Here is a 25893-nt window from a genome sequence, read left to right on the forward strand (position 1 = left end):
CGTTGACGCTACTTCGTCTTGAACGACTTCACCGTCATCGACGTGCCGGACTGCCGCAGCACCTTGAGGCCGACACCGACGGCGGGCAGCTGCACGCCCGCGTTCGGCAGCTCGGCGAACCAGCACTGCATGGTGTCGTCGCTTCGCACTTGTCTTTCCCTCCTGGGGATTCGCTCGGCTCGGCACGTCCGATGGTCGGGAGAAAAGGACAAGCCGGGTTCGCATGAGTGCTTTCGCAGGTGGTGCGAGGCGTCTGCGGCCCCTACCGCGGATCCGCTCCGGTTGAAGACCCGCGACTGCCTGAAGCGGCCGAGAGGCCCAGGGGAGGCAGTCGGCGTCGATCAGCTGGAGGAAGCCGGTGCACTCCGCGGACTTCGATGACGTTTTCGTGAAGTTGTTGCCACGCCTGCAAAGGCGGGTGGTCCAGCTCGTCGGGGACACCCACCTGGGCGACGACCTGGTGCAGGAGGTCTATGTCCGGTTGAAGAGCTCTCCGCGACGGCAACGAGGTCTGCTCGACCACCCGAACCCCTACGCCTACGCGCTCACCACGGCCGTGAACCTGGCTCGCGGCAGGTGGCGGGCCGAACGGCGCTGCGTGGTGCGGGCGGAGGTGGACACCGGCGTGTGCGACGGTTCCCCCGAGGACCGCGAGTTCGTCGCCGGGCTGTTGCGCCGGTTGACCGGCAAGGAGGCGTCCGCGGTGCTGCTGGTCGACATCGCCGGCCGCACGCTGGAGGAGGCGTCGCGGTTGCTGGGCGTGCACAAGGGGACCGTGCAACGCAACCGCGTGCGGGCGCTGGCCGAACTGCGCGCCGTCCTCCTCGATGCCGGCTCATGTGTTGACCGGCCACCCGGCGCGTCGGAACAGTAGGAGGTTCCCGTCCCCGACGCGTCGGGAGGTCGACAGTGTCGTCGGTGCAGATCGGAGTGAGCAGGCCGCCGTTGGATGTCGCGGACCTGCCGGAACCGGAGAAGGTGTTCAAGGTCCGCAAGCTAGGGCCTGTCCAGGTGGTCCAGTTCGTGATCGGCCCGAGCCTCATCGCGCTCGGCATCTCGATCGGCAGCGGCGAGTGGTTGCTCGGCCCGCAGGCGGTCGGCAGGTTCGGTTTCGTCGGCATCGGCTGGGTCATCACGGTGTCGGCGTTGCTGCAGACGTTCTACAACGTGGAGATCGCCCGTTACGTCGTGGCGACGGGCGAGACCCCGGTCGTCGGCTGGGGCCGCGTGCCGCCGGGCTGGAAGTTCTGGGTCCCGGTGTCCCTCGCGGTGTTCTACTTCGCGTTCATCTTCGGCGGCTGGGCGGCGGGCGCCGGGCAGGGCCTCTTCGCCCTGATCGCGGGCCGCGGCTACCGTCCGGACGAGATCGAGTACGTGCGACTGCTCGCGATCGGCCTGCTCGTGGTCGTCTTCCTGATCACCGCGGGCGCCCGCAAGGTCTCCCGCGCGCTGGAGTTGGCGAACTGGGTGCTCGTCGGCACGTTGCTGCTGGTGCTGATCGTGGTGACGGTCGCCGTCGTGCCGTTCTCCGTGTGGTCGGAGGGAGTCCGCGGCCTCGTCACCCCGGCCGCGCCTCCCGAGGGCATCACGGCCACCCAGCTCGGCGGCCTGGCGGGCTTCACCGCGCTCGCGTCCGGCCTGAACTGGTACGCCATGAGCCACTACCGCGACAAGGGCTACGGCATGGGCCACCACGTCGGGTTCATCGCGGGCCTGCGCGGCGGCAAGCAGGAGCTGCGCCCGGTGGGCGTGACCTTTGTGGACACCCCGGCCAACGCCTCGCTGTGGCGCCGCTGGTACCGGCTGCTGCTGATCGACCAGTGGGCGGTGTTCTTCGTCGGCGCGATGCTCGGCATGCTGCTCCCGACCGTGCTGATGGCGCACATCGTCGCGGTCTCCGGCCAGCAGCCGACGGCGGCGAACGTGCCGACGTTCTCCGCCGAACAGCTCGGCCTGCTCTACGGCCAGGGCATGTTCTACCTGATGCTCGTGGTCGGCGTGCTCGTCCTGTTCTCCACGCAGCTGGGCATCTTCGAGGCCCTGGTGCGCAACTTCACCGACGCGATGCACGCCGTCTCACCCCGGCTGCGCCGCCGCATCGAGGACGACCCGCGCCGCTTCTACTACCCGTTCATGCTGCTGGTGCTGGCGATCATCGCCGGCGCGCTGCACCTCGCGCTGCCCGTGGAACTGGTGCAGATCTCGGCGAACATGTCGAACCTGGGCGCGCTGATGTTCCCGTTCGCGTTGATGTACCTGAACTCGCGGCTGCTGCGGCCCGCCCCGGTGGTGGCACCACGTGGTCCTCGTGCTCAACGTGGTGTTCTTCGGGTTCTTCTTCGTGAACTTCGTCTACGAGTTCTTCACGGGAGGCCCGCTGGTGCGCTTCTGACCGGTCACTTCACGAAGTGCTCGATGTCGCCCAGCGCGTCCTCGGCCCGGCCACCGAGCTGCGGGTCGCCGAGAAGCGCCCGCAGCCTCGGCACCACCTCGGGCAGCACCACGCGGTCGATCCTGCCGACGTGGCCCAGGCACGTGACGGCGAGCTGGGCGAGGTCGCGGTCGGTGCCGTCGACGACGCCGAGCAGGATGCGTTGCAACTCCTCGCGTTCCGGGTCGTGCCGCACCAGGGCGAGCACGGCCCGGAACGCGGGCATGCCGCCCGCGCGGAGCTCACCGTGCCAGCGCACCACGCACTCGTCGAGCACGACCTCGGCCGACCGTTCCAGCACATCGTCGAGGTCGCCCTTCGCGGTGGCCCAGCCACCGCCCTCCACGCGCATGACCAGTTCGTCGCCGACCACACCGACGAGCGGGTCACCGTCCCACTCGAACACCACCCCGCCGAGCGCCTCGGTCTCCGTGATGCCGCGCCACCCGTCGAGCGCCTCCCGGACCTCGTCCATCAGGCTCACTTCGGCGGCAGCGCTTCCACGAACTCGCGGCACCGCGCGATCCACTCCTGCAGCGCCTCGTCCTCCGCCACCGCCTCCCCGTCGACGACCACCCAGCCGTTCATCGGCCGTCCGGTGAAGTCGAAGACGCGGGCGCCCGGCTGCGCCAGCGCGTCGGCCTGCGCCTCCGGGCCGACACGCGCGATCAGGTCCGAGCCCAGTGCTCCGACCAGCATGTTTCCCCGCCACAGGAACACGAGGCTGCCGAACATCTTCCTCGTGCTCAGGTCCGGGAGGTCGCCCAGCGACTCGCCCAGGCGCTGCGCCAGGCCCTCGTCGTACGCCATGCGCTGAATACTGTCTCAGCGAGTTGTCAGGCGCCTCTCAGTTTCGTGTGGCTTGATGGACATACAGGACATTAGGAGGCCCGAGTTGTTCGGCTTGATCGGCTGGATCGTCGGCTGGGTGTTGACGCTGTTCATCCTCGTGATGATCGGCCGGATGATCGTGGACTGGGCGGTCACGCTGCAGGCGCGCGGCGACTGGGTGTGGAAGGTGCGGCGCGTGACGCACGCCGTCACCGAGCCCGTGCTGTCGCCGGTGCGCCGCGTGTTGCCGCCCCTGCGGTTCGGCGGGTTCGGGCTGGACCTGGCGTTCACTGTGGTGTTCATCGCGGCGCTGATCCTCAGGTCGATCGTGTGGTGAGGACTCCGGGGTTGAGCAGGCCCTGAGGATCCAGCGCGGCCTTGGCACCGGACAGGGCCGCGCCGAAGACGTCCGGCCGTTGGCGTGCGTACCACGGCATGTGGTCGCGGCCGACGGCGTGGTGGTGCGTGATCGTGCCGCCGGACGTGACGAGCGCTTCCGACACGGCGGCCTTGATCTCGTCCCACTGCGCGGTGAGGCCGCCCCAGCGGCCGGGCGCGTAGATGCCGTAGTACGGCGCGGGGCCGTCCGGGTAGACGTGGGTGAAGCGGCACGTGACGATGCCGATGCCGCACACCTGCCTCAGCGCCTCGGTCGCCGCCGCCGTGACGTTCGCGTGCAGTTCGGCGAAGCGGTCCCAGGTGCAGGCCGTCTCGAACGTCTCGGTGATCATCGCGTGCTGCGCCATCGCGTCGCGCTGGTAGGGCATGCGCAGGAACGACTTCCGCCACTGCCGCGCCGCGCCCTCGACCACCTCGCCGTCACCGCAGAGCTCCAGCGCACGGGCGAGCAGCGCGTCCACGGGGTGGTCGGCGGACTCGAAGGCCAGCACCAGCACGGAACTCGGCGACCCGGCGTTGAGGAACGCCTCCGCCGGGTTGAGCAGCCGGCAGTTCGCGGGGTGCAGCCCGGACTGCGCGATCAGCCGCGTCGCCTCGACGGCACGTTCCCACGACGCGAACCGCACCGACGCGCCCGCCCGGTGCCTCGGCGGTTCCTGCAGCCGCATCCACGCCTCGGTGATCACGCCCAGCGCGCCCTCGGACCCCAGGAACAGCCGGTCCGGCGACGGCCCGGCGCCCGACCCCGGCAGCCTGCGCGACTCGCTGATGCCTTGGGGCGTCACGACCCTGAGCGACTCGGTCAGGTCGTCGACGTGCGTGTAGAGCGTGGCGTAGTGGCCGCCGGCCCGCGTCGCGAGCCACCCGCCGAGCGTGGAGAACTCGAACGACTGCGGGAAGTGCCGCAACGTCAGCCCGTGCGGCTTCAACTGCTGTTCGAGCGACGGCCCGAGCACCCCGGCCTGGATGCGCGCGGCCCTGCTCGTCGGATCGACCTCCAGCACCTGGTCGAGGTGCTGCAGGTCCAGCGTCACCACCCGGCCGAGGTCGCGCGGCTCGACCCCGCCCACGACGGAAGTACCGCCACCGAAGGGGATCACCGACACGTCGTTGCTCGCACACCAGTCCAGCACGTCCACGACGTCCTGCTCGGTGCGCGGCCGGGCGACCGCGTCCGGCACCTGCCCGACCTCGCCGGCGAGGTTGCGCGTGACGTCGCGGTAGGCCTTTCCGCGGGCGTGCGCGAGGCGGTCGACCGGGTCGGTCGAGAACAGCGCACGCGGTTCGATCCTCGACGCGGGCACGTCGAGGGTGGCGGGATCGGGTGCCTCGTGGAACGTCAGGTCGGCGTCCGGCAGCACCGCCCGGACCCGGTCGACCAGCGCACGGCGTTCCTCCGGGGTGACGGCGTCTTCCACGGTGCCCCAGCCCCACCACGACCTCGTTGTCATGGCGGGCAACCCTAAGCGAAACCCGACAGTTCTGGAATCCTTGCGACCGGAAAGCACTAGCGTCGCGTCCATGAAGCCCGGGGGGATGGTGGCTTTGGCCGCGGCCGTGCTCGTCGCCGGGGCGGTGACGTACGTCGTGACGCGGCCGGAGGGCAACGGGAACACCGACGACAAGGCCAGAAAGGTCGCCGAAAGCATCGGCCACCCGCGCGGCACCGACGGCAACGCCTACGCCCGCGCCGCCCTGGAGGGCAACACCGATCCGAAGTACTTCGCGGTGCTGGAGATCACCGACAGCCCGACCGACGACCCGCAGGAGGTGCGTGCCAGCCTCCTGTTCCGCGTCCACGACCCCGGCACCTCCGAGTCCCAGCAGCCCTGGCGGCTCTGGGAGGAGGACCCGGTGACGGCCTGCTACCGCGCGGACTTCAACTACTACGGCGTCATCGGGGGCGGCCCGGACAGGGTCCGCTGCCCCGCCGCCGCCAGGCCGATCACCCCACCGCCCGCCCAGCGCACCGGCGTCCCCGAGAACTACCTCGCCGCCTTCGAGACGGTCCTCGCCGCGCTGCCTCCCGCTCCCACGCCCGACGAGGTGCTCGCGGCGTTGCGCGCGAAGCTCCCGCCGATGCCGGTGGACGAGCGGACCAAGCTCCCCTGGGCCGAGCCCCGCCTCGACGCGTTCGTGAAGGACGGCAACGTGGGAGTCATCGCCGCGGGCGGTGGTTCGTGCCTCAACGGTGTGCGGCTCACCGACGGGACCGTCGCCGCGTGGTACCCGCCGCGCGTGCAGACCCAGCCCGGCGAGTTCGGGTGCGCCGGGCAGAGCGCGCTGCAGCTCTACAAGACACCTCCGCCGAAGTGACCTACCCCGCACCGAAGCAGACGAAGCCGACGGCCGCCGCATAGGAGGCGTCGTCGGCAGCGGCCCGTTGCACCTCGGCCAGGGCCTCCGCCGGCGCCATTCCCGCGGCCAGCTTCCGGTGCAGCTCCACCATCACCGGAGCCGTGCCGTCCGTCGGAACGGGAACGACCGGCGCGATCAACGTCCGCGTGCCCAGCCCCAGCAGCGCCGCCGTGAACCCCATCAACTCGTCACCCGGACGTACAGCGGACTGCCCCGTGTCGCACGCCGACAGCACTACCTGCGTGGGCGGGCGGCGCAGGCGTTCGATGTCGTAGACGGTCAACGGCCCGTCGGCCAGTTCCAGCGCCGAGAACAGCGGGTTGTCGACGCGGAACGAGCCGTGCGCGGCGATGTGGGCCAGAGCGGCACCGTCCATTGCGGACGCGACGGCGCTCACGGTCGCTTCCGCGTCGACCAGGACGCGGCCCGGCACGTGGGCGCTGATCGCCTTGATCTCGGCGGGGGCGGCGGCCATCCGCGGGCCGGCGGCCAGCACGGCCTCACCGGAGGCGTCGGCGACCGAACAGGCGCGCAGCCACACCGAAGCCGAGGGGGCGACGGTCACCTGGCGGTTCAGGACGGCCCACGGCAGGCCGTTCAGCGCTCCCGTCGGCACGACCACCAGCGGACGGCCGTCGATGCGCGAGGACAACGGGTCCAGCAGACGGCGGGCCAGCAGAGCGGCCGCGTGGGACGCCGACGAACGGGCGACGGCCAGGTTCGGGAGCTGGGGAGGCAGGGTCACCAGGCGGTGCAGGGCGAAGCGGAGCAGGCGGATCTCGCGCACCACGCCGTCCACGGCGCCCAGGGAGTGCAGGGAAGCGCGCCCGCCGGCCAGGACGACGGCCATCAGCTCGCCGTCGTACTCCACGAACTCGATCAACGCCGACGGCCCCAGTGCCTCCACGAGAGAGCTGACCGGCGGCGGCTTGAAGACGGAGACCTCGCCCGACGTCAGCCTCGTCAGGTCGCGGACGCGTTGCTCGGCGCGGACCAGGCGCGCCCGCAGCGCACCCGCCGGTTTCCCGGCCAGCACAGCGCTTTCGACGTCCGCGGAGACCGCGCGCAGGGACGCCAGGGCGTCCTCCAGGCGGGGGTCGTCCGGTGGCGACACGGACTTCATCCGCAGGGCGCCGGCGCGCCAGCTCTCGGTCCACGACAAGACGCGCGCCGCGTTCCCCGAGGCCACCGCCAGTCGAAGCCCTTCCAGTGCGAGGGCCTGGCCCTGCACGCCGGCGGAGACCCGGAGTTCGGCGGCACCCAGCGACACCCGGTACTCGTCCAGCAGGCCGATCCCCCGCCGCAGCGCCGACGAAGTGCCCCGCACGTCGCCGGAGAGCTTGCGCCGCAACGCTTCCGCATACCAGCCGCGCACGCGCAGGCCCGCAGGACCGCGCAGCCGGGCGGAGGCCGCGAGGGAGAGCTCGGCCACGGCACGCTTGCGGTGGCCCAGGTCGGCGGCCACCAGACCGGCGTCGATGCGCGCCTCCAGGGCGGGCAGCCGCCAGTCCACCGCGTCCAGTTCGGAGGCGACGCGGGACAGGGCGAGCCGCAACGGGCGGGAGCGGTCGCCGCGCAGCACGGCCGCGTGCAGCTCCAGGTAGCGGGCACCGGCCGCCCACAGCAGACGCTGCTCGCGGCGGAAGCGGCGGCGCGCCTCGGCGGCGAACGACTGAGCTGCGGACGGGTCGTCGTCCAGCAGGGCGATGCGGGCGCGGAAGTACAGGGCCTCCGAGACGCCCAGGGGGTTCTTCAGCTCCTTCAACTCGGTGATCGCCCGGTCGGCCGCGGCGCGGGCCTCGTCCAGCAGCGGCACCGAGACGAGCAGTTCGAGGCGGTTCACCAGCAGCACGGGGCGCACCACGTCGAGGCGGCGGTAGACGCTGTCGGCCCGGTCGAACAGCGACAGCGCGGCCGGCACGTCACCGCCCCGGGTCGCCATGATGCCCGCGTTCCAGTTGACGTCCGCCACGCCGAGTTCCTGGCCCAGTTCGCCCAGCAGCGAGGCGGCCACAGCGAAATCCGCCGACGCCTCCCGCATGTTCCCCACGTACGCGCGCACGAGGCCTCGGTTGTTGAGAGCGCGCGCTTCGACCAACCGGTCGCCCACGCGGCGTGCTCCGGCGATGGCGGCGGTGTAGTCGCGCTGCGCGTCGTCGTAACGCGTGAGGTAGTGGAAGACGACGCCGCGCTGCATCAGCGCCGCCACCGAGTCCGCTCCCGTCAGCGAGGGCATGGCGTCGTCGAGCAGCGTCAGAGCCTGCTTCTGGCGGCCGGTGTAGGCGAGCACCCACGCCAGGCTCATCTGCGCCAGTGCGGACAACCGGGGCAGCGCGGCCTCGGTCGCGATCCTGATCGAACGGCGGAGGTGCCGCGCCGCGCCGGGGAAGTCGTGCATCTCGCGCAGCGCGAGACCGATCGCGCGCTCGGCGATGGACCATTCCGCGCGATCTTCCGTCTTGCGGAGCACCGCGCGGGCCATCTCCACGGCCGCACGCGGGTTGCGCTGCCTGGCCTCCAGCGCGTCCTCCGCGGAGAAATCGGTCACGGCGACACTTTATCCGCTGTGGTAGCTTGATCAAGCTCGGTCGGGGTGCCCGTCAACGCTGCTTTAGTGAGGCCGTGGTGTCGAAACCGTCAGAAAGCGCGGAGCTTTACCAAAGAGCTTTCCTGCAGCTCATCGCCGAGGACAAGAGCATCAGCTTCCACGCCGAACGCGGACGTGAATTCCTTTATCGGCCGGGCCAGCTGCTCGTCGGAGCCGAAGACCAACAACGCGTGGTCGAAAAGCTGCGAGAAAACGACATCGTCGCCCGGCCCGGCGAAGGATTCGCCGGATTGGCGCGATTGACGTTGCCGAACAACGCGGAGGACATTCCCCGCGTCGTCCGCCTCCTGCGGGACCAGCGGACGTGGCCGAACGAGCGCGTGCCGCTCGTCCAGCCGCACCACGTGGTCGTCGGGCACGGCGGCCTCGTCATGGGCAACCCCGGCGACCGGCCGCACCCCACCGACCCGGTCTCCGCGCCCAAGTCCGACGAGCGGCTGAAGAACGTCCGCGTCGGCATCATCGACACCGGCATCTCCGCGGACGCGAGCGGCGAGCACTCCGACTGGTTCGACGGCCGCTACGCCAAGGAGGCCGACGACGTCGACGCGGCTTACAGCAGCGGCGACAACTTCGCGCTGCAGGGCGGCCACGGCACGTTCGTCGCGGGCGTCATCCAGAACGCGGCCCCCGGCGTCACGTTCGACCCGGAGGCGGGCCTCGACCCGAACGGCTTCGGCGACGAGGAACGGATCTGCGCCAAGATCACCGAGCTGGGCAAGAAGAAGATCAACATCCTCAACCTGTCGCTCGGCTGCTTCACCGCGGACGACGTCGCGTCGGAACCGTTGCGGCGCACCATCGAGGCGCTGCCGCGGGGCATCGTCGTGGTCGCCTCGGCCGGCAACCAGGGCACCCAGCGGCCGAGCTGGCCCGCCGCGCTGTGCGGGGTCACCGCCGTCGCCGCCGCCCAGCAGGAGCGCGACGGCTCCCTCGCGCCCGCCTTCTACTCGAACTGGGGCCACTGGGTCGACGCCTGCGCGATCGGCAACCGCGCCTCCACCTACCTCAAGGGCGAGTGGCAGCTGCCCGGCGAGCCCTCCGCGACGCCGTTCGCGCTGTGGGCGTACTGGTACGGCACGTCGTTCGCCGCTCCGCTCGTCACGGGCCGGATCGCCGCCACCATGGTCGCCGACGGTGTCGACGCAGGTCAGGCACGTGACAAACTGCTGAGCGGACCGGAGTTCCACCCCGGCTACGGAGTTTTTGTCAAATAGTTGTATCTGGGGAGCAACCTCGGCCTCCGCCAGTTGTGACCGCAAGGAGTCGACGTGACCTCTGCATCCCCGATCGCCGCGCTCGTGAGCGCGGCGGCCGAGGGCGACCAGTCGGCGTGGAACGAGATCGTGGACCGTTACACGCCGCTGGTGGTGTCGGTGATCTACAAGCACCGGCTGCGCCCCGCGGATGCGGCCGACGTGAACCAGACGCTGTGGCTGCGGCTCGTGGAGCAGATCGGACGGCTGCGCGAGCCGGAGGCGCTGCCGGGCTGGATCATGACGACCACCCGCAACGAGTGCCTGCGCGTGCTGCGCGTGCAGCAGCGCACGCACCTCTACGACCCGTTGTCCGAGTCCGACGCGCTGGAGTCGGAGCAGGTGGACGCGGACGTGGAGGCGGAACTGCTGGCGGTGGAGCGGCGGCAGGCGCTGCGGGAAGGGTTCGCCGAGCTCACGGACCAGTGCAAGCGGTTGCTGACGAAGCTGATGACCGACCCGCCGCCGAGCTACCAGGTCGTGAGCGAGGAGCTCGCGATGCCGGTCGGCAGCATCGGCCCCACACGGATACGTTGCCTGGAGAAGTTGCGGAAAACCCCTGCGATCGCCGCCTTCCTGGGGTCGCCGGTCAAGAGAGGAGGTGTGCTGGGTGCGGCACGACTGGGACAGTGACGAAGTACTGCTCGACGCCTTGCGCGACGCGTTGAGCACACCTCAGGAGGACGTTCCGCTGGAGTTCGTCGAAGCGGCCAAGGCCGCGTTCACGTGGCGGAACATCGACGAGGAACTGCTGCTCATCACGTCGTACGACTCGGTGCTGGACGACACGCTCTTCACCCGTGCGCGGTCCACGGCGACAGCGCGGCAGCTGGTGTTCGACGCGGACGGCGTCATGCTGCAGGTCGAGGTGTCCGCGGCGGGGATCACCGGCCAGCTGATGCCGGCGGCGGAGTCGATCACCCTCGTGACGCCGAACGGCGACCACGAGACGGTGGCGGTCGACGAACTGGGGACGTTCGTGATGGGAGCGGCGCCGAGGGGGCCGGTGAAGTTCCGGTTCTCGAGCGGCTGCACCGATTGGTTCATCCTATGACTCACCATTCGTGTGACGGGTAATTCGCTCGTTCGGACCACATCCGCGGCCAGTAGGGTTGTCGACGCTCAGAATTCGCATCGCGAGAGGTGTGTCGCTGTGGTCGATCGAGTCAGCTGGGTACCGGAAGGTGTCAACGTCGACGTCCCGAGTTCCGCCCGGATCTACGACTACCTCCTCGGCGGCGGGCACAACTTCGAAGCGGACCGCGCGACGGCGGAAGAACTCATCAAGGTGCTCCCGGTGCGGGGAATGGCGCGGCTCAACCGCGCGTACCTGCGCCGTGCCGTGCTCGAACTGGCGGACCTCGGCATCCGGCAGTTCCTCGACCTCGGCTCGGGCATCCCGACGGTCGGCAACGTGCACGAGGTGGCGCACGAGGTCGCTCCCGACTCGAAGGTCGTCTACGTCGACTTCGAACCGGTCGCGATCACGCACGCCGAGCTGATGCTGGCCGACGAACCGAACGTGACGGCGTTGCTGGCCGACCTGCGCGAGCCGGAGAAGGTCGTCGAGCAGGCTCGGCAGCACCTCGACTTCTCCCAGCCGATCGGCCTCCTGGTCGTGGGCGTCCTGCAGTTCATCCCCGACTCCGACGACCCGTGGGGCGTGCTGTCCCGGTACGTGGAGTCGCTCGCCTCCGGTTCGTACCTCGCGATCTCCCACTTCACCGCCGACAGCATGCCCGCGGCCATGGCGGCGGGCAGGGAGATCTTCGCGAAGACCGCGGAGCCGATCACCCCGCGCACCAAGGCCCAGGTGGCGGACATGCTGGCGGGCACGGAGGTCGTGGAGCCCGGCATCGTGTTCACGCCGCAGTGGCGGCCCGAGTCGCCCGAGGACGTCGGCGACGAACCGTCGAAGGCGAACCTCTACGCGGCGGTGGGTCGCAAACCCTGATGCCCGCCAAGGCCCTCGCACAGCGCTGGGCGGCTGCTCTGATCGAGAGCGCGTACTCGCCGATGTCACGGCGGAAGCTGACGCAGCACCTCGAGGAGCACGCCGCCCGGCTGCGTGCCGGTCAGGCGGCGGTGGCGATCGGCGAATGGCTGGTGCGCAAGCGCTTCACCGGTCCCGACTCGCTGCGCCGCACGCTCGAGGTGCTCGGCCCGGAGTTCCCGCCCGAGGTGCTCGGGGCGCTGGCGTCGGGGTACGTGCGGGCGACGCGCGACCAGTTGTTCGCGGAGCAGGAGAAGGTCAAGGACTCGCTGCTGAAGGCCGTCGAGGACGCGCAACGCGACCTGCACGACAGCGAGGCCCGCTTCGCCCAGGTCTTCGCGACCACGGCGGTGGGCATCGCGATCTTCGACCTGCACGGCGCGGTGGTGGAGGCGAACGAGGCGCTGGCGGCGATCCTCGGGCACGAGGAGATGCCGAAGGAGCTGTTCACCGAACCGGACGCGGCCGAGCTGGCCTCGGTCTGCCTGCGGATGGTCGAGTCCTCTGTGGACAGCGACCGGCGCGAGTGGGAGCTCACGCGCGCCAACGGGGACACGGTGTGGGCCAACGTCGTGCTGTCGGTCCTGCGCGGATCGGACGGGACGGCGAGGTTCCTCGTCGCGCTGGTCGAGGACGTGACCGAACAGCGGATGCTGCAGGAGTGGCTGCGGCACCAGTCGCTGACCGACCTGCTGACGGGCCTGCCGAACCGGGCGTCCTTCACGGACAAGCTGGAGTCCGCGCTCGCGACCGGAGAGCCGCACACGCTGGGGTACCTGGACGTCGACAGCCTGACGATCGTCAACGACGGCCTGGGGTACGCGGCCGGCGACGCCGTGCTGGTCGAGGTGGCGCGGCGGTTGCGGTTCGTGCTGCCGGACGCGGTCGTGGCGCGGGTCGGCGGCGACGAGTTCGTGGTGCTGGTCCACGGCTCCCCCGACGTCGCGGCGCTGGCGGCGCTGATCGACGAGGAACTGTCCGAGCCGGTGTACCTGGAAGGCGCGGGCGTCGCGGTGTCGACGTCCATCGGGTTCGTGCACACCTCCGGCCCCGGTGCGGACCCGACGGCCGTGCTGCGGCGCGCGCATTCGACGTTGCGCAGAGCCGAGACCGGCGGCAAGCGGCAGTGGGCCATCTACGACCACGAGGCCGACGCCGCCGACCGCACCCGGTTCGCGCGGATCGCCGCGATGCCCGGCGCCTTCGAGAACGGCGAGATCTCCGTGGAGTACACGCCGGTGTCGTGGGCCTCGGGACCGCTCGCCTTCGTGGAGGCGTCGCTGCGCTGGGGTGAGAGCGGGCACGACGACGTGGTGGCGTACGCGGACGCCCTGGGCCTCGCCTCGAAGGCGGGACGGCTGGTGCTCGAGGACGCCTGTTCGCGCGGCGAGCCGGTGCTGATCAGGCTCTCGCGCGACCAGTCACGCGATCCCGACCTCGCGACGCACGTGCGGTCGACGTTGCGGGCCGGTTCGTTCCCGGCGTCGTCGCTGTTCCTGGCGCTCGACGTGCGCGCGATGCCGGACGGCGAGGAGAACCTCGACGTGCTGCACGACATGGGCGTGCACGTCCTGCTGCACGAGTTCGGTGGCGGGTTCGCCGGGCTGTCCACTGTGGACCGCAGTCCGGTGTGGGGCGTCCGGCTGGCGCGGCCGCCGTCGGAAAGGCTGGCGCGGCAAGGACTTTCCCTCATGGTGCCGCTGCTGCGGGACGCCGGCGTGCACGTGATCGGCGGGCCGGGCGACCAGGACGAGCTGCGGGCGCTGGGCGTGGACCTGGTCGTGTCGGGCTGAGCGGCCGTGGCCGTCAGGGAGACCACGGCCGCTCATCAGCTGATCAGGCAGCGTCCTCGTACGTCGCGGCCTCGACCGTCACGAGCGTGCGGAAGTTGGCCTCGACCTCGGCCTTCTCCTTGGCGTTCGGGTTGGGGTTCTTGCACGACGTGCCGGCGCTGGCACCGGACATCAGGTCGGTGCACAGACCGGTCCTGCGGTCGGGCAGGCCGAGCAGGTGGCCGAACTCGTGCGACGAGATGCGCACGGTGTCGTGGCCCTCGTTGACGGCCTGACGGCCCATGACCCACCGGCCACGACCGAGGCTCGTCACGTAGGCCCGGGGCCACTGGTTGTCCACGCTCACGGTGACGTTCGCGGCGCCGGTCACCTTGCGGAACTGCACGTTCACCACGCTGGCGTTCCAGATCTGGGCGCCCTTGTCGATCGCCGCCTGGAACTCGCCGGTGTTGCTCGAGTTGTAGGTGACGATGCGGGGCGCGGCCTCCGCGGTGCCGATGAGGCCGACCGAGAGGCCGACGACACTGGCCGCCACGGCGATTGTTTTGCGCAGGGACACAGGAATCTCCTCGCAATGCAGGGTAATTGCACCCCGACTGTATCGCCGAGTCGTTGGCGCACAAGAAGAGTCAAGTGTGAAGCGGTGCTGACACGGTCAAGTGCGTTCGTAGGTGATCATCGACCGGGAGGCGCGGACGTGCGGTGTGGTGAGCGGAAACGTGCCCTACGACCGGCCGTCGGGTGGCGAACGGCGTCGGACGGGGGCGCGGCCGAACGGCCGAACAACTGTTCACCCGCGAGTGGTGCTGATGGACCGGAAGGCGCAGCGGTGTTCAGGGAGAAGCGGCGAAGTACGCCTTGACGACCCGGACGTCCGCGGGAGGCGGGAAATCCCCGTTGTCCGCGCTCAACCCCCCGATTTTCACGGTCCACGCGGGATTCGTCCGGTTCACCACGGGTCCCCCGCCCGACAGCACGAACACGTCCTCCCTGTCGCAGTGGTACGCCCCGGCGAGCCCGTCGGCCCGGCCCGGCCACGAACCCCCGTTGCGGCGCCTGCACTTCGCACCGTCGGCGAGCTCCAGTCCCCACGGCTCGGCCTCGGCACCGGACGGCGTCCGGTCGATCCGGTCCGCTGTCGTCGTGCGCCGCAGGGACGTCTTCCACGGACTGTCGCCGCACAGCAGCACACGCGGGGACGGCGTGGGCCAGCAGACGTCGGCGCTCTCCGCGGTCGGGGAGCAGGCGAACACCCCGGCGCCGGCCGCGGCGGGCGAGGGCCGGCAGTTCTCCACCTCGCCGCCGTCGGTGACCTGGTAACCGGCCGCCGGGTTGCCCGCCTCGTCCACCGCCACGACGTTCACGACCTCGGTCGGCCGATCCGGGTCCGGGTCCGCGTCCGAGGACCCCGGAGCCGGGGCGGTGGTGGTCGTGACGACCGGGGCCCGCGTCGGCTGGACCGTCTGCACGACGACGCCCCCGCCGCCCGCCGCGGTGACGGTGCGGAAGACGAAGATCCCGCCGGCGAGCACGATCACGGCGGCCACCGCCGCCCACGCCCACCTCACGAGCGGCCGATCTCGGCGAGCAGGGACCGCACCTTCTCCAGCGTGCAGTCGAAGACGTCGAACTCGTCCCCGGCCCCTCGCCGCAGCTTCGTGAAGCCCGGCGAGAGGAGCTCGCACAGGAACAGGTCCTTCGAGCGGCCTGGCTGCACGATGAGCCTGCTGTACTTGCCGAAGCTCACCCGGTCGAACTTCTCCGCGCTCTCGCCGCTGAGCGGCAGGGAGACCGTGCTCTTGGTCCTGCCGGCCGACACGTCCGCGACGATGCGGCCGGTGTAGGAGTGGCCGTCCTCGTTCTCCAGCCGCACCTCCAGGTTCCCCCGCTCGCCCGGTTCGAGGTTGAACGCGAACGGGCGCGTGTCGTCCTGCGACCCGTCGACGAGTTGCCTGGCCCTGCGGTCCCGGTCGAGCCTGAGCTCGAGGACCGCGATGTCGGCGTTGCCCCCGGTCGGGCATTGGAAGTGCAGGACAGGACCGATGTCTACGCGTTCGACGTCCACCGCCCGCAGGTTGTCGATGGCGAGCTGCGCGCCGTCCTCCGCGGCGCTGCGCACGGCGATCCCGTGGTACGGCGTGGTCTCGGTGCCGAACCGCCGCAACCAGTCGGTCATGGTCGCGTCGCAGTAGAACCCGGCATCGCTCTGCGGCAACAGGTCGAGCGGTGCGTCGAGCGGCAGCGCGAAGTCGGTGACCTCGCTCCCGACCGGTTCCGCGATCAGGCTCTTCACCGACGTCTCGTCCTTGCTCAGATCCGGCACCGGCCCGGTCAGGGCGGCCACCAGGGCGAGCACCCCGACCACGCCGCCGACGAGCACGAACCACTGGTTCTTGGTGATCCTGTCCAGTCTGCTGCCCACCGGCGCGGCCTCCCTCCGAGTCGCTGACCCCGAACGGTCATCGGCGGCGCGATCGAAAGAGTTACGGCACAACGGAAACGGGGCCGGTGCCCGTGGCACCGGCCCCGTGATCTCCGCGGGAGCGGGTCTGGCGGTGTGTCCTCAGGCGAACGAGGGCTGGCGCAACGCGTGCTCCACCAACGCGATCAGGATCTGCTTCGTCGACTGCCGGTTCCGCGCGTCACAAGGGATGATCGGCACCGCCGACGAGATCGTCAGCGCGTCGCGGATCTCCTCGGCCCGGTGGTGCATCAGGCCGTCGAAGCAGTTCACCGCGATCACGTACGGCAGGTCCCGGTCCTCGAAGAAGTCGATGGGCGCGAACGCGTCGTCGATCCTGCGCGTGTCGACCATGACCACCGCACCGATGGCGCCGCGGACGAGGTCGTCCCACATGAACCAGAACCGGTGCTGACCGGGGGTGCCGAACAGGTACAGGATCAGGTCCTTGTCCAGCGACACCCGGCCGAAGTCCATGGCCACCGTGGTGGTCACCTTGTCCGGCACGTGGGACAGGTCGTCGACGCCGACCGAGGCCTGGGTCATCACGGCCTCGGTGGTCAGCGGGGTGATCTCGGAGACCGACCCGACGAACGTCGTCTTGCCGACGCCGAACCCACCCGCGACGACGATCTTCGACGACATCACGTTCAGGTCGGCCCCAGGTGACCCCGGACGACCCGGACCACCGTTGCTCATGGGAACTTCCTTCTACTCAGGCGCGCATGGAAACGTGCAGCTGGGCTCTGATCTCCGGCGTCAGCTGGAGACCGACCCGCTCCACCAGCCGGGTCATCGCGTAGCCGATGAGGCCGATGTCGCAGTTGGGTGCGGCGAGCACGGCGAGGCAGGACCCGTCGCTGATGGACATCAGGAAGAGGTAGCCCCGCTCCATCTCGACGACCGTCTGCTTGACGTCGCCCGCCTCGAAGCAGCGCGCCGCGCCGAGGTTCAGCGAGACCAGGCCGGACGAGACGGCGGCGAGCTGCTCCGCGCGGTCGTGCGGCAGACGGTCCGACGATGCGAGCAGCAGGCCGTCGGCGGAGACGACGATGGCGTGCGCGACACCGGCCACCCTGCTGACGAAGTCCTCGACCAGCCAGCTGAAGTTGTCCAGTTCCTCAGTCGCGGTGGTCACTGGCGTTCCCTTTCTGCGATCACGGGGATGCCCCCGACGGCCGAGTCGAAGAGCGAGTCTCGGCCCATCTGGACACCCTTCTGGTACGTGGCGAACCGCTGGCGCAACCGGTCGGCCGACCGGGCGGGGATCGCCGCGGCCGTCGCCAGCTGGGGTGCCGGTGACGACGGTGACGGCAGCGAACCGGGAACCAGGCGCGCCTTCGGGACGCGCTTGGGCAGACCGTTCTCCGTCGTCTGCGCGGGGGCACCCTTGTCCAGCGCGCCCGCGGCCTTCCAGCCCTCGTCCGCCGCTCCCCAGTCGGACTCGGCGTAGTCGGCGACCGCGCGCGGCACCGCCGTCGGTGCCTCGATCTTCACGGTGTCCGCCGAACGCTGCCGCTTGGGCAGGCCGTTCACGGTGGCGGGCTCCGCGTCCTCGTCCTCGGTGTGCTCCGGCTCCGCTGGCGGAACGTCCCGTGTGGAGGGTTCGGGGGCCGAGGGGGTCTGGAACCACCTCGACAGGTCGTCGTGCGAGATCAACGGTTCGTCGACGATCGCGGGGAAGATCTCCGTGACCGGGTCGGTCGGGCGTTCGACCGGCGGCTCGTAGGAGTAGCCGTCCTCCGCCGCGTCCTCCGACGCCTCGATCCGCGCGGTGAACAGGCCGTCGGTGGACGTCTGCTCGATGCGGTGCCGCCCGGAGTTCTCCTCCGCGGTGGCGGGCGACGGGACGACGACCGGGTGTTCGGGCGTCCACTTCGGAACGCCGGACAGCGCCTCGCCGGGGTTGGTGGACTCGGCCGCCGTGGGAGGCGGTGCCGCCGGCAGGGGCAGCGCGGGCGCCGCTCCCTTGTGCAGCAACGAGACCGGCAGGATCACCTGCGCGGTGACGCCACCCTCTATGTCGTCGTTGTTCGCGAGCGTCACGCGGATCTCGTGGCGCTTCGCGAGCTGGCCGACCACGAACAGGCCCATCTCGCGGGCCACCGAGACGTCGACCTCCGGCGGCTCGGCGAGCTTCGCGTTGAACTCGGCGACCTCGTTCTCCTGGATGCCGACACCGCGGTCGTGGATGCGGATGGCGACCTCGCCCTTGCGGGTCTCTATCGTCCGCACCGTCACCTTGGTGGTGGGCTTGGAGAACGCCGTCGCGTTGTCGAGCAGCTCGGCGACGAGGTGCGCGAGGTCGTTGACCACGCGGCCCTGCACCATGAGCTCCGGCGTCGGCGCGATCTGGACGCGCGCGTACTTCTCCACCTCGGACACCGCCGCGCCGAGCACCTCGGCGATCGCGACGGGCCGGGTGACGCGGCGGTTGACCGTCGTGCCGGAGAGCACGAGCAGGTTCTCGCTGTTGCGGCGCATCTGCGTCGCGAGGTGGTCGAGCTCGAACAGCGACGCCAGGTGGTCGGGGTCCTGCTCGTCCTGCTCGAGCCGGTCGATCACGCTGATCTGCCGCTCCACCAACGCCTGCGAGCGCCGCGACAGGTTGATGAACATGTCGTTGACGTTCGCGCGCAGTGCCACCTGCTCGACGGCGAGGCGGACCGCCTCGCGCTGCACGAGGTCGAACGCCCGCGCCACCTGGCCGACCTCTTCGGTCGTGTTCAGCGGCACCGGGACGATCGCCTCTTCCGCGGCGCGTTCCGGGTCGCGATGCGAACGGATTCGCTGGATTGCCTCGGGCAGCTGGTTGCGGGCCACGTCGAGCGCGCTGCGGCGCAGCACGCGCAGCGGCCGCAGCATGGACTGCGCGACCATCGCCATCAGACCGAAGGCGATCAGCAGCGAGACGGCGACCAGACCCGCGTCGCGCCAGGCGTCCGACCGAGCGGTGTCGGCGAGACGCGTGGTCGTCGCGTCGGCCTGGCCCTCCAGGTCGGCCGCGACCTCGCGAACCAGGTTCGCGGTGTCCTGGCCGATCTTGAGGACCTCGGCGTCGGTGATGGACACCGGCTTGCGCTCGAAGTCCTGCGCGAGCGCGAGCCGCACCAGCCGGTTGCGACCGTCCACGGACGCACCGGACACGACGTCCTGGAACCTCTGCCTGTTCGCCGGCGAAGCCGCGTCGTTGAACTCGTTGAACGCCGCGTCGAGCCGGGACTGCGCGGCCCGCAGCTCGTCCGCGGCGCCGGGAGCGAAGCTCTTGCGCAGCGCGGTGGACGTCAGCAGCGAGTTCTGCTGGCCGAGCTGCTCCTGCGCGGTGTAGAGCGCCTGCGCGGCGGCGACCAGCGGCACGATCTGCGGTTCGCTGAGGCTCGAGATCGCCGCGCGGTGCACCTGCCCGAGCGAGGCGATGATCTGGTTGTACGCCGCGATCACCGCGATGTCGGGGTACTTCGTGGTCAGCAGGGTGACGCGCAAGCTGCTCAGTCCGTCGAGGGACTGCAGCGATTTGGTGAAAGATTCCTGCAAGGACGCGCTCATCGCCGAAGCCGTCGCGCCCGATTCCCGGTACTTGCCCAGTTCCACATCGGTGAGGCCGGTCCGGGCGGCGTGCTCGGGGCACGCGTTCTGCCTGCCGGAGGCCACACACTGCACTGCCCAGTCACGTTCGACCTGTAGAGCGTTTTCCACCTTCGCGGCCTGGTGGCTCACGGCGAGCTCGCGCTGGACGTTGCCGAAGAGTTCGACGTCGTCGAGCTGGGTGTTCAGCCGCAGGCCCGCGAGAGTCGCGGTGCTCAGGGCCGGAACTAGCAACACCACTGCGAGCTTGCTCCGCAACCGCCAGTTGCGTAGGCGGAACCGGTCGATGCCTCGCTGGTCCTCACGACCGCGCACCGTCAACACTCCCCGCCCCGTTTAATAGCAGCAAACCTGGTGGATCTTGGAGTAAAACGCGCTGTTCTCATACCGCCGTTCGGACGACAAAACAGTGGTTCGAGAATCAACGACTTTGCACTGCGCGGCTAAACGGCCTCCGCGCGATAATTCATTTGGCGGAGACGATCGCGCGGGTGACGGCGATCACGGCCTGATCACAGCCACCCGCGCGGTTCGTCAACTGCCGGAGGGCTGGATGAGCATCGGCTTGACGTCGAGCTCCTTGTCCAGCATCTCGTAGGTCACCATCAGCTGGACGACGCGCTGCAGGCGCGTCGCGTCGAGCGTCGTCGGGAAGGCGCCGAAGTGGACGAGACCTGCGGTTTCCTTGTCGACCTTGGCGTACTCGACGAGCAGCGGCTCGACCGTGGGGCGGTCGGTCGCGGCGGCCTGGCCCTTGGCCATCGCGCGCTGGAAGGCCGCGACGGTCTTGGGGTTCTGCTTGGCGAACGCACCGGAGGTCGCGTAGCCCGCGATCGGGATGTTGTCGGTCGGGCCGGACGCGGCGTCCAGGACCTTGATCTGGCCGGCGGCACGCTGGGCGCGCGTGATGAACGGCTCGACCATGAAGGCGGCGTCAACGGTCTTGTTCTGGACCGCCGCCTGCATGTCCGGGAACGGCATCTCCTTGAACTTGACCGACTTCACGTCCACGTTCGCGGCCTCGAGGGTCGCCTTCGCGGTGAGCTCCGCGATGTTCTTGAACGTGTTGATGGCGATGGTCTTGCCGGCGAGGTCGGCAGGACTCTTGATGGCCGAATCACCGTTCGCCAAGATCAGGAACATGTCGGGCTTGGCCTGGTAGCCGTCCGAGATCAGCTTGATCCCGTCGACCGCCTTCGCCGTGTCCTTCGCCTGGGCCGCGAAGAACGAGACCCAGTTGCCGAACGTGAAGTCCAGCTCCTTGTTGACCAGGCCGGGGATGGCCGCGGCGCCACCCTGGATGACCTTGAGGTCGACCTCGAGGCCCTCTTCCTTGAAGAAACCCTTGCTGATCGCGACGTGGACCGAGGCCACGTCGAGAATCGGCAGGACACCGAGGGTGATCTTGGTCTTCTCGACCTGACCGTTGCCGGCCGACTCGGCCGGGGGTGCCTGCTCTTTGCCGCCGAGCGCACCACAGCTCGCCACGGTGGCGAGCAGCGTGGCAAGGGCGATGCCACGGATGGCCATACGGCGGACTCTTCGAGTCATCGGGAGCACTCTCCTGTCGGAGCGGTGTCGTCGTTGCGGGGAATGATCGCGACGGTCAACCACTCAGAGTAATGATGCTGCTCCAAAAGACCCCAGTTGACCGACACGAGCAGGTTCAAGTCCACTACCTGCGGTGAGCATCTAAGCACAGCAGGTCTAGGGCTAGGAGAACCCCAGTTGAAGCGCGCTGTGACCGTTGTCGGCGCTGGGCCGGCCGGTCTGACCTTGGCAAACCTGATCCAGCAATCAGGTATCGACTGCGTCGTGCTCGAAAAAGCCAGTCGAGCCCACGTGGAAACCCGGCCACGGGCAGGAGTCCTGGAGCACCGCTCTGTAACCATGTTGGAGTCACTCGGTCTGGCAGATCGTTTGCTGATGGAAGCAGACCGTCACGGAACGTGTGAATTCCGCGTGAGCGGCAGGGCCTTCCAGGTGTCGTACAGCGACCTCTACGGGGGCCGCGAGCACTTCGTCTACCCCCAGCAGGAAGTGGTCAAGGACCTCATCGGGGGATTTCTGGACAGAGGAGGTGACATCCGGTTCTCGGTCAGCGACGTGGAGTTGCGAGATCTCACGTGCTCGCAGCCGTCCGTGGCCTTCACCAGCGAAGACGGCACCCGCGAGACCATCGAGAGCGACTTCGTGGCCGGGTGTGACGGGTTCCACGGTGTGAGCCGCCCCTCCATTCCCGAGGGCGTGCTGACGGAATTCACGCACCAGCACGGGATCGAGTGGCTGACCATTCTCGCGGAGGCCCCGCCATCGACTAAAGCGACCATTTACGCGTTGCACGACGACGGCTTCGCCGGACACATGTTGAGGTCCGCCACGATATCCCGCTTCTATTTGCAGGTACCGGTCGGGACAAAGGCCTCGGATTGGTCCGACGAACAGGTCTGGGAGGCACTGCACAAACGCTTCGCATTGCACGACTCGTCGTGGACGCTGACCGAGGGGAAGATCATCGAAAAGCGCGTGCTCGACATGCGCAGCCACGTGGTCGAGCCGATGTCCTACGGCCGGCTGTACCTGCTGGGTGACGCAGCACACATCATCACCCCGGTCGGCGCCAAGGGCATGAACCTCGCGATGAACGACGCCGCAACCTTCGGACGTGCGCTTATCGACTACTACACCACCGGATCGGAGACCGGTCTCAAGACCTACTCGGAAGACTGCCTGCGCCGGGTCTGGAGGGCGCAGGAGTTCTCCCAGTGGATGGTGAACATGATCCACACGGACGTCAGCTCGCCGTTCTTCGGACGGTTGGCCCAAGCACGGCTGGAGCACCTGGCGGAGTCCGCCACCTACCGGGCGACCTTCGCGGAGAACTACGTCGGCCCGTGACAAGAAAGTCTCACCCTCAAGGGTGAAATCCCCGCCCCCCTAACGGGTGACCCCCCTCCCCCTAGGGATCTCGCTGGGTCACAATCTGGGGCCAACTCCCGATGCTGGGGGATGTCGTTCGTCCATACGGTTCAGCACGACATCCCCCGATCCAGCTACAGGAGCTTGAGTTTCATGAGCACCCAGCAGACGCTGCACGACTTCACCCTCGGTCTTCTCGGCGACCTGGACGCCCGCGAGGCGTTCCAGCTCGACCCGGAAGGCACCCTCGAAGCCGCTGGTCTGGGTGACATCTCGCCGGTCGACGTCCACGAGATCCTGCCCCTGGTGCTCGACAGCGCCTCCGTCGTGAAGGTCGACGCGGTCGACCAGGTGCTGGCCGGCGCGGGCGACCTGACCGCCGTCGACAGCCTCAAGCTGATCACGAGCAGCGTCGACGGCGTCTCGGGCGTCGCCGGCATCGCCGCCCCCTCCTCCGTCACCGCGCTGGTCACCGACTTCGGCGGCCTCGGCGACGTCACCAAGACCCTCGACGTGGTCGACACCGACGAGGTCGTCACCGGTGTCACCGACATCGCGACCGGCAACTCCGTCGTCACCGGGGTCACCGACCTCGCGGACGTCCACGCGGTGACCGGTGTGACCGACGTGGCCGACGTGCTGGTCAAGGACCTCGACGCGGACGTCCTCGTGAAGGACGTCGTGGACACCGACGTGCTCGTCAAGGACGTCGTCGGCGACGTGGACGTCAAGGACGCCGTGGACCTCAGCCACAACGTGGTGCAGGACGTCGCTCAGGTCGGCGACGTGCACGCGGACCTCGGCAACGTCATCGACGACGTGAAGCTCGGCGACGTCGACCTGCTGCACGACGGCATCGCCAACGGCAACGACTTCGACATCCACCTCTGAGCCGCCGGGAACGGACGCCCAGCGCTCTGCCCCGAGCGCGGGCGTCTGTTCCCGTTCACCAGTGCCGACGCCCTCCCGCAGGCACTGAGAACGCAGTGGAGCCCCGGACCGCGGCGGTCCGGGGCTCCACTGTTCGAAGCGACGGTCAGGACGGGACGGTCTCGCTGAGGGACTCCCTCTCCGCCGCGGCCCACTTCTCGACGTCGATCGAGGGCTTGCCGACGTTCAGCAGACGGGCCACCTTGGACCGCAGCGCCACGAAGGCCTCGTCGGTCCGCGTGGTCACCTGGTCGCGCTCGGCGGGCAGCGGGACGTCGAGGTCCGCCACCAGCCGCGCGGGCGAGTTGGAGAGCACCAGGATGCGGTCGCCCAGGTACACCGACTCGTCGATGTCGTGCGTGACGACGAGGACCGTCGTGTCGTGCTCACGGCGCACGCGCAGCAACAGGTCCTCCAGCTCGAAACGGGTCTGCGCGTCCACCGAGGCGAACGGCTCGTCCATCAACAACAACGCGGGCCGGTACGCCAGAGCGCGCGCGATCGCCACACGCTGTTGCATACCACCGGAAAGCTGCCACGGGCGCTTCTTGGCGGCCTTCCCGAGGCCCACCCACTCCAGGGCCTCCGCGGCGCGGGCACGGCGCTCGGCACGCGGCAGGGACCTCAGCGGGAACTCGACGTTGCCCTGCACGGTGAGCCAGGGGAACAGCGAGCGCTGGTAGTCCTGGAACACCACCGCGAGGTGGGAGCCCTTCAGGGACACGTCACCGCGGGAGGGCGTGATGAGCCCCGAGATCGTGCGCAGCAGTGTGGACTTGCCGCATCCGGACGGTCCGACCACGCACACCAGCTCGCCGGCGCGGACGGTGAAGGTGAGGCCGCCGATGGCCTCGTAGTCCCCATAGGTGTGGCCCAGGTCGGCCACCTCAAGCATGTTGCTCATCCCTGCTCCTCGGTTGCCACGCCAAAGCCCTGCGTTCCACCGCCAGAAGAGCGGTGTTCAGTCCGTAGCCGAGCACGCCCAACAGGACGATGCCCGCCCACATGCGCGTGTAGTCGAACTCGCGCTGTGCCGTCATGAGTTGCGAACCGATGCCGTTGTCCGTGCCCACGAGCTCGGAGATGACCATCAGCACCAGGGAGAGCGACAGCGACACCCGCAGCCCGGCGAAGATCTTCGGCGAGGCCGCGGGCAGCACCACTCCCAGGACCCACTGGTGACGCGGGATCCGGAAGACCGCGGAAGTGTCCACTTTGGTCACGTCGACGGAACGGGCGCCGTCGACGGTGTTGAGCAGCACCGGCCAGATCACGCCGAAGACGATCGTCGCGAGCTGCATCGAGGTGCCCGCCTTGAACAGCAGGAGGAACACCGGCACCAGGGCGGGCGGCGGGATCGACCGCAGGAACACGAGCAGCGGTCCCGCGTACTCCATGGCCCGGTCGGAGCGGCCCAGCAGCAGGCCGAGCGCGATGCCGATCACGGATGCGATCGCCCAGCCCGACAGCAGCCGGCCGATCGACGGCAGGACGTGCTCGGTGACGTTCTCCGGCTCGAGGACCCACCACTCCCAGGCCGCCTCGACGATCTCGGACGGCGGGGGGAAGAACGGGTCGTCGGCCGCCACGCCGAGCACCTGCCACACGATGATCAGACCGGCGAACACGGACCACCGTTGAAGGAACTTGTTCACCAGGCCACCCAACGCCGGCGGATCCGCTCGAGACCGTTGTTCAGCAGGACGCCGATCGCGCCCGCGACCACGGTGCCGACGAGCACCTGGTCCATCCGGCCGGGCCCGCTGCGGGCCTCCATGATGAAGTAGCCGAGGCCGATCTCACTGCCGGCCATGAGCTCCACGCTGACCATCACGATCAACGCCGTGGTGGCCGCGAGACGGATTCCGGTGAGGACGAACGGCAACGCGCTCGGCAACGCCACGCGGAACAGCACGCCGACGCGTCCGGTCCCGAAGACCCGGGACGTCTCGACGAGCAGCGGGTCCAGTTCGTCGAGCGCGTAAATGGTGTTGAAGAGGATCGGCCACAGTGCCGCGTAGACCGCGAGCGTGATCTTCGTTTCCGGGCCGAAGCCCAGCATCACGAGCGCCAGCGGAATCAGTGCCACAGAAGGGATCGGGCGCAGGAACTCGATCACCGCGCGGGTCGCGTGGCGCACGGCCGGGACGCTGCCCAGCACGAGTCCACTCGGCACCGCGATGGCGATCGCGATCCCGATGGCGATCAGCACGGCCAAAACCGTTGCCACGACATGACTGATGAATTCGGAGGAGGTCAACTGCGTCACGAGCTCGCCGAACACGAGAGAAGGTGGCGGGAGCGCGTCTGCAGGGAGGAGGGGAGAGCG

The 25893-nt window shown here is 69.5% G+C and carries 25 protein-coding genes and 1 pseudogene; 11 read left to right on the forward strand and 15 right to left on the reverse strand.

Annotated elements, in window-relative coordinates; all coding sequences use genetic code 11:
• Nucleotides 1-8: 8 nt before the first annotated feature.
• A complete protein-coding gene (locus BMY74_RS44950) occupies nt 9-149 on the reverse strand; it encodes a hypothetical protein (protein WP_177229694.1) in 141 nt (46 codons plus the stop codon).
• A 239-nt stretch (nt 150-388) separates the two neighbouring features.
• Between BMY74_RS44950 and BMY74_RS11585 the strand changes: the two genes are divergently transcribed.
• Nucleotides 389-874, forward strand: a complete 486-nt coding sequence (locus BMY74_RS11585) for an RNA polymerase sigma factor (RefSeq protein ID WP_143091540.1) — start codon at nt 389-391, stop codon at nt 872-874.
• A gap of 149 nt (nt 875-1023) precedes the next feature.
• Nucleotides 1024-2211: pseudogene (locus BMY74_RS46115) on the forward strand (Nramp family divalent metal transporter); the annotation flags it as partial.
• Nucleotides 2212-2911: 700 nt separating this feature from the next.
• On the opposite strand, the gene BMY74_RS46120 reads toward BMY74_RS46115, so the two are convergent.
• Nucleotides 2912-3241 carry a TfoX/Sxy family protein gene (locus BMY74_RS46120; RefSeq protein WP_089914039.1) on the reverse strand — a complete coding sequence of 110 codons (330 nt, stop codon included), beginning with the start codon at nt 3239-3241 and terminating at the stop codon, nt 2912-2914.
• A gap of 85 nt (nt 3242-3326) precedes the next feature.
• Here BMY74_RS46120 and BMY74_RS11605 point away from each other — a divergent pair, with 85 nt between their 5' ends.
• Nucleotides 3327-3599, forward strand: coding sequence for a YggT family protein (locus BMY74_RS11605; protein WP_245786045.1), 273 nt, complete (start codon nt 3327-3329; stop codon nt 3597-3599).
• Here the strand turns inward: BMY74_RS11605 and BMY74_RS11610 are convergent.
• Nucleotides 3580-5112 carry an FAD-binding oxidoreductase gene (locus BMY74_RS11610; protein ID WP_089914044.1) on the reverse strand — a complete coding sequence of 511 codons (1533 nt, stop codon included), beginning with the start codon at nt 5110-5112 and terminating at the stop codon, nt 3580-3582. The genes BMY74_RS11605 and BMY74_RS11610 overlap by 20 nt on opposite strands.
• A 70-nt stretch (nt 5113-5182) precedes the next feature.
• Here BMY74_RS11610 and BMY74_RS11615 point away from each other — a divergent pair, with 70 nt between their 5' ends.
• Nucleotides 5183-5977 (forward strand): hypothetical protein, encoded by a 795-nt coding sequence (locus BMY74_RS11615; RefSeq protein WP_143091542.1) that lies wholly within the window; start codon nt 5183-5185, stop codon nt 5975-5977.
• 1 nt (nt 5978) lies between these two features.
• Here the strand turns inward: BMY74_RS11615 and BMY74_RS11620 are convergent, their stop codons facing one another.
• Together BMY74_RS11620 and BMY74_RS46125 are read right to left on the reverse strand one after the other, a co-directional pair.
• Nucleotides 5979-8567 carry a CHAT domain-containing protein gene (locus BMY74_RS11620; protein ID WP_245786046.1) on the reverse strand — a complete coding sequence of 863 codons (2589 nt, stop codon included), beginning with the start codon at nt 8565-8567 and terminating at the stop codon, nt 5979-5981.
• An 89-nt stretch (nt 8568-8656) separates the two neighbouring features.
• The gene (locus BMY74_RS46125; RefSeq protein WP_245786047.1) at nt 8657-8986 is read right to left on the reverse strand and encodes a hypothetical protein; all 330 of its coding nucleotides are present in this window, start codon (nt 8984-8986) and stop codon (nt 8657-8659) included.
• Here BMY74_RS46125 and BMY74_RS11625 point away from each other — a divergent pair.
• The 5 genes from BMY74_RS11625 (at nt 8948) to BMY74_RS11645 (ending at nt 13669) form a co-directional block, all read left to right on the forward strand.
• Nucleotides 8948-9844 (forward strand): S8 family peptidase, encoded by an 897-nt coding sequence (locus tag BMY74_RS11625; protein WP_245786048.1) that lies wholly within the window; start codon nt 8948-8950, stop codon nt 9842-9844. The two genes, BMY74_RS46125 and BMY74_RS11625, sit on opposite strands and share 39 nt — an antisense overlap.
• Before the next feature lie 54 nt (nt 9845-9898).
• Entirely contained in the window at nt 9899-10516 is a 618-nt protein-coding gene (locus BMY74_RS11630) for an RNA polymerase sigma factor (protein ID WP_089914051.1), read from the forward strand.
• Nucleotides 10494-10937 (forward strand): hypothetical protein, encoded by a 444-nt coding sequence (locus tag BMY74_RS11635; RefSeq protein WP_089914053.1) that lies wholly within the window; start codon nt 10494-10496, stop codon nt 10935-10937. The genes BMY74_RS11630 and BMY74_RS11635 overlap by 23 nt, the downstream gene beginning before the upstream one ends.
• Nucleotides 10938-11036: 99 nt before the next feature.
• The gene (locus BMY74_RS11640) at nt 11037-11837 is read left to right on the forward strand and encodes an SAM-dependent methyltransferase (RefSeq protein WP_089914055.1); all 801 of its coding nucleotides are present in this window, start codon (nt 11037-11039) and stop codon (nt 11835-11837) included.
• The gene (locus BMY74_RS11645; protein ID WP_089914057.1) at nt 11837-13669 is read left to right on the forward strand and encodes a diguanylate cyclase domain-containing protein; all 1833 of its coding nucleotides are present in this window, start codon (nt 11837-11839) and stop codon (nt 13667-13669) included. The genes BMY74_RS11640 and BMY74_RS11645 overlap by 1 nt, the downstream gene beginning before the upstream one ends.
• 43 nt (nt 13670-13712) lie before the next feature.
• Here BMY74_RS11645 and BMY74_RS11650 read toward each other — a convergent pair whose 3' ends face one another.
• The 7 genes from BMY74_RS11650 to BMY74_RS11680 all read right to left on the reverse strand — a co-directional run bounded on the left by BMY74_RS11650 (nt 13713) and on the right by BMY74_RS11680 (nt 21245).
• Nucleotides 13713-14228 (reverse strand): snapalysin family zinc-dependent metalloprotease, encoded by a 516-nt coding sequence (locus tag BMY74_RS11650; protein ID WP_089914059.1) that lies wholly within the window; start codon nt 14226-14228, stop codon nt 13713-13715.
• 274 nt (nt 14229-14502) lie between these two features.
• The gene (locus tag BMY74_RS11655) at nt 14503-15237 is read right to left on the reverse strand and encodes a hypothetical protein (protein WP_089914061.1); all 735 of its coding nucleotides are present in this window, start codon (nt 15235-15237) and stop codon (nt 14503-14505) included.
• A complete protein-coding gene (locus BMY74_RS11660) occupies nt 15234-16091 on the reverse strand; it encodes a hypothetical protein (protein ID WP_089914063.1) in 858 nt (285 codons plus the stop codon). The genes BMY74_RS11655 and BMY74_RS11660 overlap by 4 nt, the downstream gene beginning before the upstream one ends.
• A 141-nt stretch (nt 16092-16232) precedes the next feature.
• A complete protein-coding gene (locus BMY74_RS11665) occupies nt 16233-16829 on the reverse strand; it encodes a GTP-binding protein (protein ID WP_089914065.1) in 597 nt (198 codons plus the stop codon).
• Nucleotides 16830-16845: 16 nt separating this feature from the next.
• Entirely contained in the window at nt 16846-17268 is a 423-nt protein-coding gene (locus tag BMY74_RS11670) for a roadblock/LC7 domain-containing protein (RefSeq protein ID WP_053736734.1), read from the reverse strand.
• Nucleotides 17265-20030 (reverse strand): nitrate- and nitrite sensing domain-containing protein, encoded by a 2766-nt coding sequence (locus BMY74_RS11675; RefSeq protein WP_245786049.1) that lies wholly within the window; start codon nt 20028-20030, stop codon nt 17265-17267. Before BMY74_RS11675 ends, BMY74_RS11670 begins: the two co-directional genes overlap by 4 nt.
• A 219-nt stretch (nt 20031-20249) precedes the next feature.
• Nucleotides 20250-21245, reverse strand: coding sequence for an ABC transporter substrate-binding protein (locus BMY74_RS11680; RefSeq protein ID WP_245786050.1), 996 nt, complete (start codon nt 21243-21245; stop codon nt 20250-20252).
• A 198-nt stretch (nt 21246-21443) separates the two neighbouring features.
• Here BMY74_RS11680 and BMY74_RS11685 point away from each other — a divergent pair, with 198 nt between their 5' ends.
• Together BMY74_RS11685 and BMY74_RS11690 are read left to right on the forward strand one after the other, a co-directional pair.
• The gene (locus tag BMY74_RS11685) at nt 21444-22613 is read left to right on the forward strand and encodes a 4-hydroxybenzoate 3-monooxygenase (RefSeq protein WP_089914073.1); all 1170 of its coding nucleotides are present in this window, start codon (nt 21444-21446) and stop codon (nt 22611-22613) included.
• A gap of 174 nt (nt 22614-22787) precedes the next feature.
• Nucleotides 22788-23525 carry an IniB N-terminal domain-containing protein gene (locus BMY74_RS11690; protein ID WP_089914076.1) on the forward strand — a complete coding sequence of 246 codons (738 nt, stop codon included), beginning with the start codon at nt 22788-22790 and terminating at the stop codon, nt 23523-23525.
• A gap of 145 nt (nt 23526-23670) precedes the next feature.
• Here BMY74_RS11690 and BMY74_RS11695 read toward each other — a convergent pair whose 3' ends face one another.
• From BMY74_RS11695 to BMY74_RS11705, 3 genes are read right to left on the reverse strand one after another with little or no spacing between them, the layout of a single operon-like run.
• A complete protein-coding gene (locus BMY74_RS11695) occupies nt 23671-24468 on the reverse strand; it encodes an ABC transporter ATP-binding protein (RefSeq protein ID WP_089914079.1) in 798 nt (265 codons plus the stop codon).
• Nucleotides 24452-25219, reverse strand: coding sequence for an ABC transporter permease (locus BMY74_RS11700; RefSeq protein ID WP_089914083.1), 768 nt, complete (start codon nt 25217-25219; stop codon nt 24452-24454). Before BMY74_RS11700 ends, BMY74_RS11695 begins: the two co-directional genes overlap by 17 nt.
• Nucleotides 25216-25794: an ABC transporter permease gene (locus BMY74_RS11705; protein WP_342716684.1), complete on the reverse strand. Its 579-nt coding sequence runs from the start codon at nt 25792-25794 to the stop codon at nt 25216-25218. The genes BMY74_RS11700 and BMY74_RS11705 overlap by 4 nt, the downstream gene beginning before the upstream one ends.
• Nucleotides 25795-25893 lie beyond the last annotated feature (99 nt).

Origin of the sequence: Lentzea albida, from assembly GCF_900111005.1 — a bacterium.
GTDB lineage: Bacteria > Actinomycetota > Actinomycetes > Mycobacteriales > Pseudonocardiaceae > Lentzea > Lentzea albida.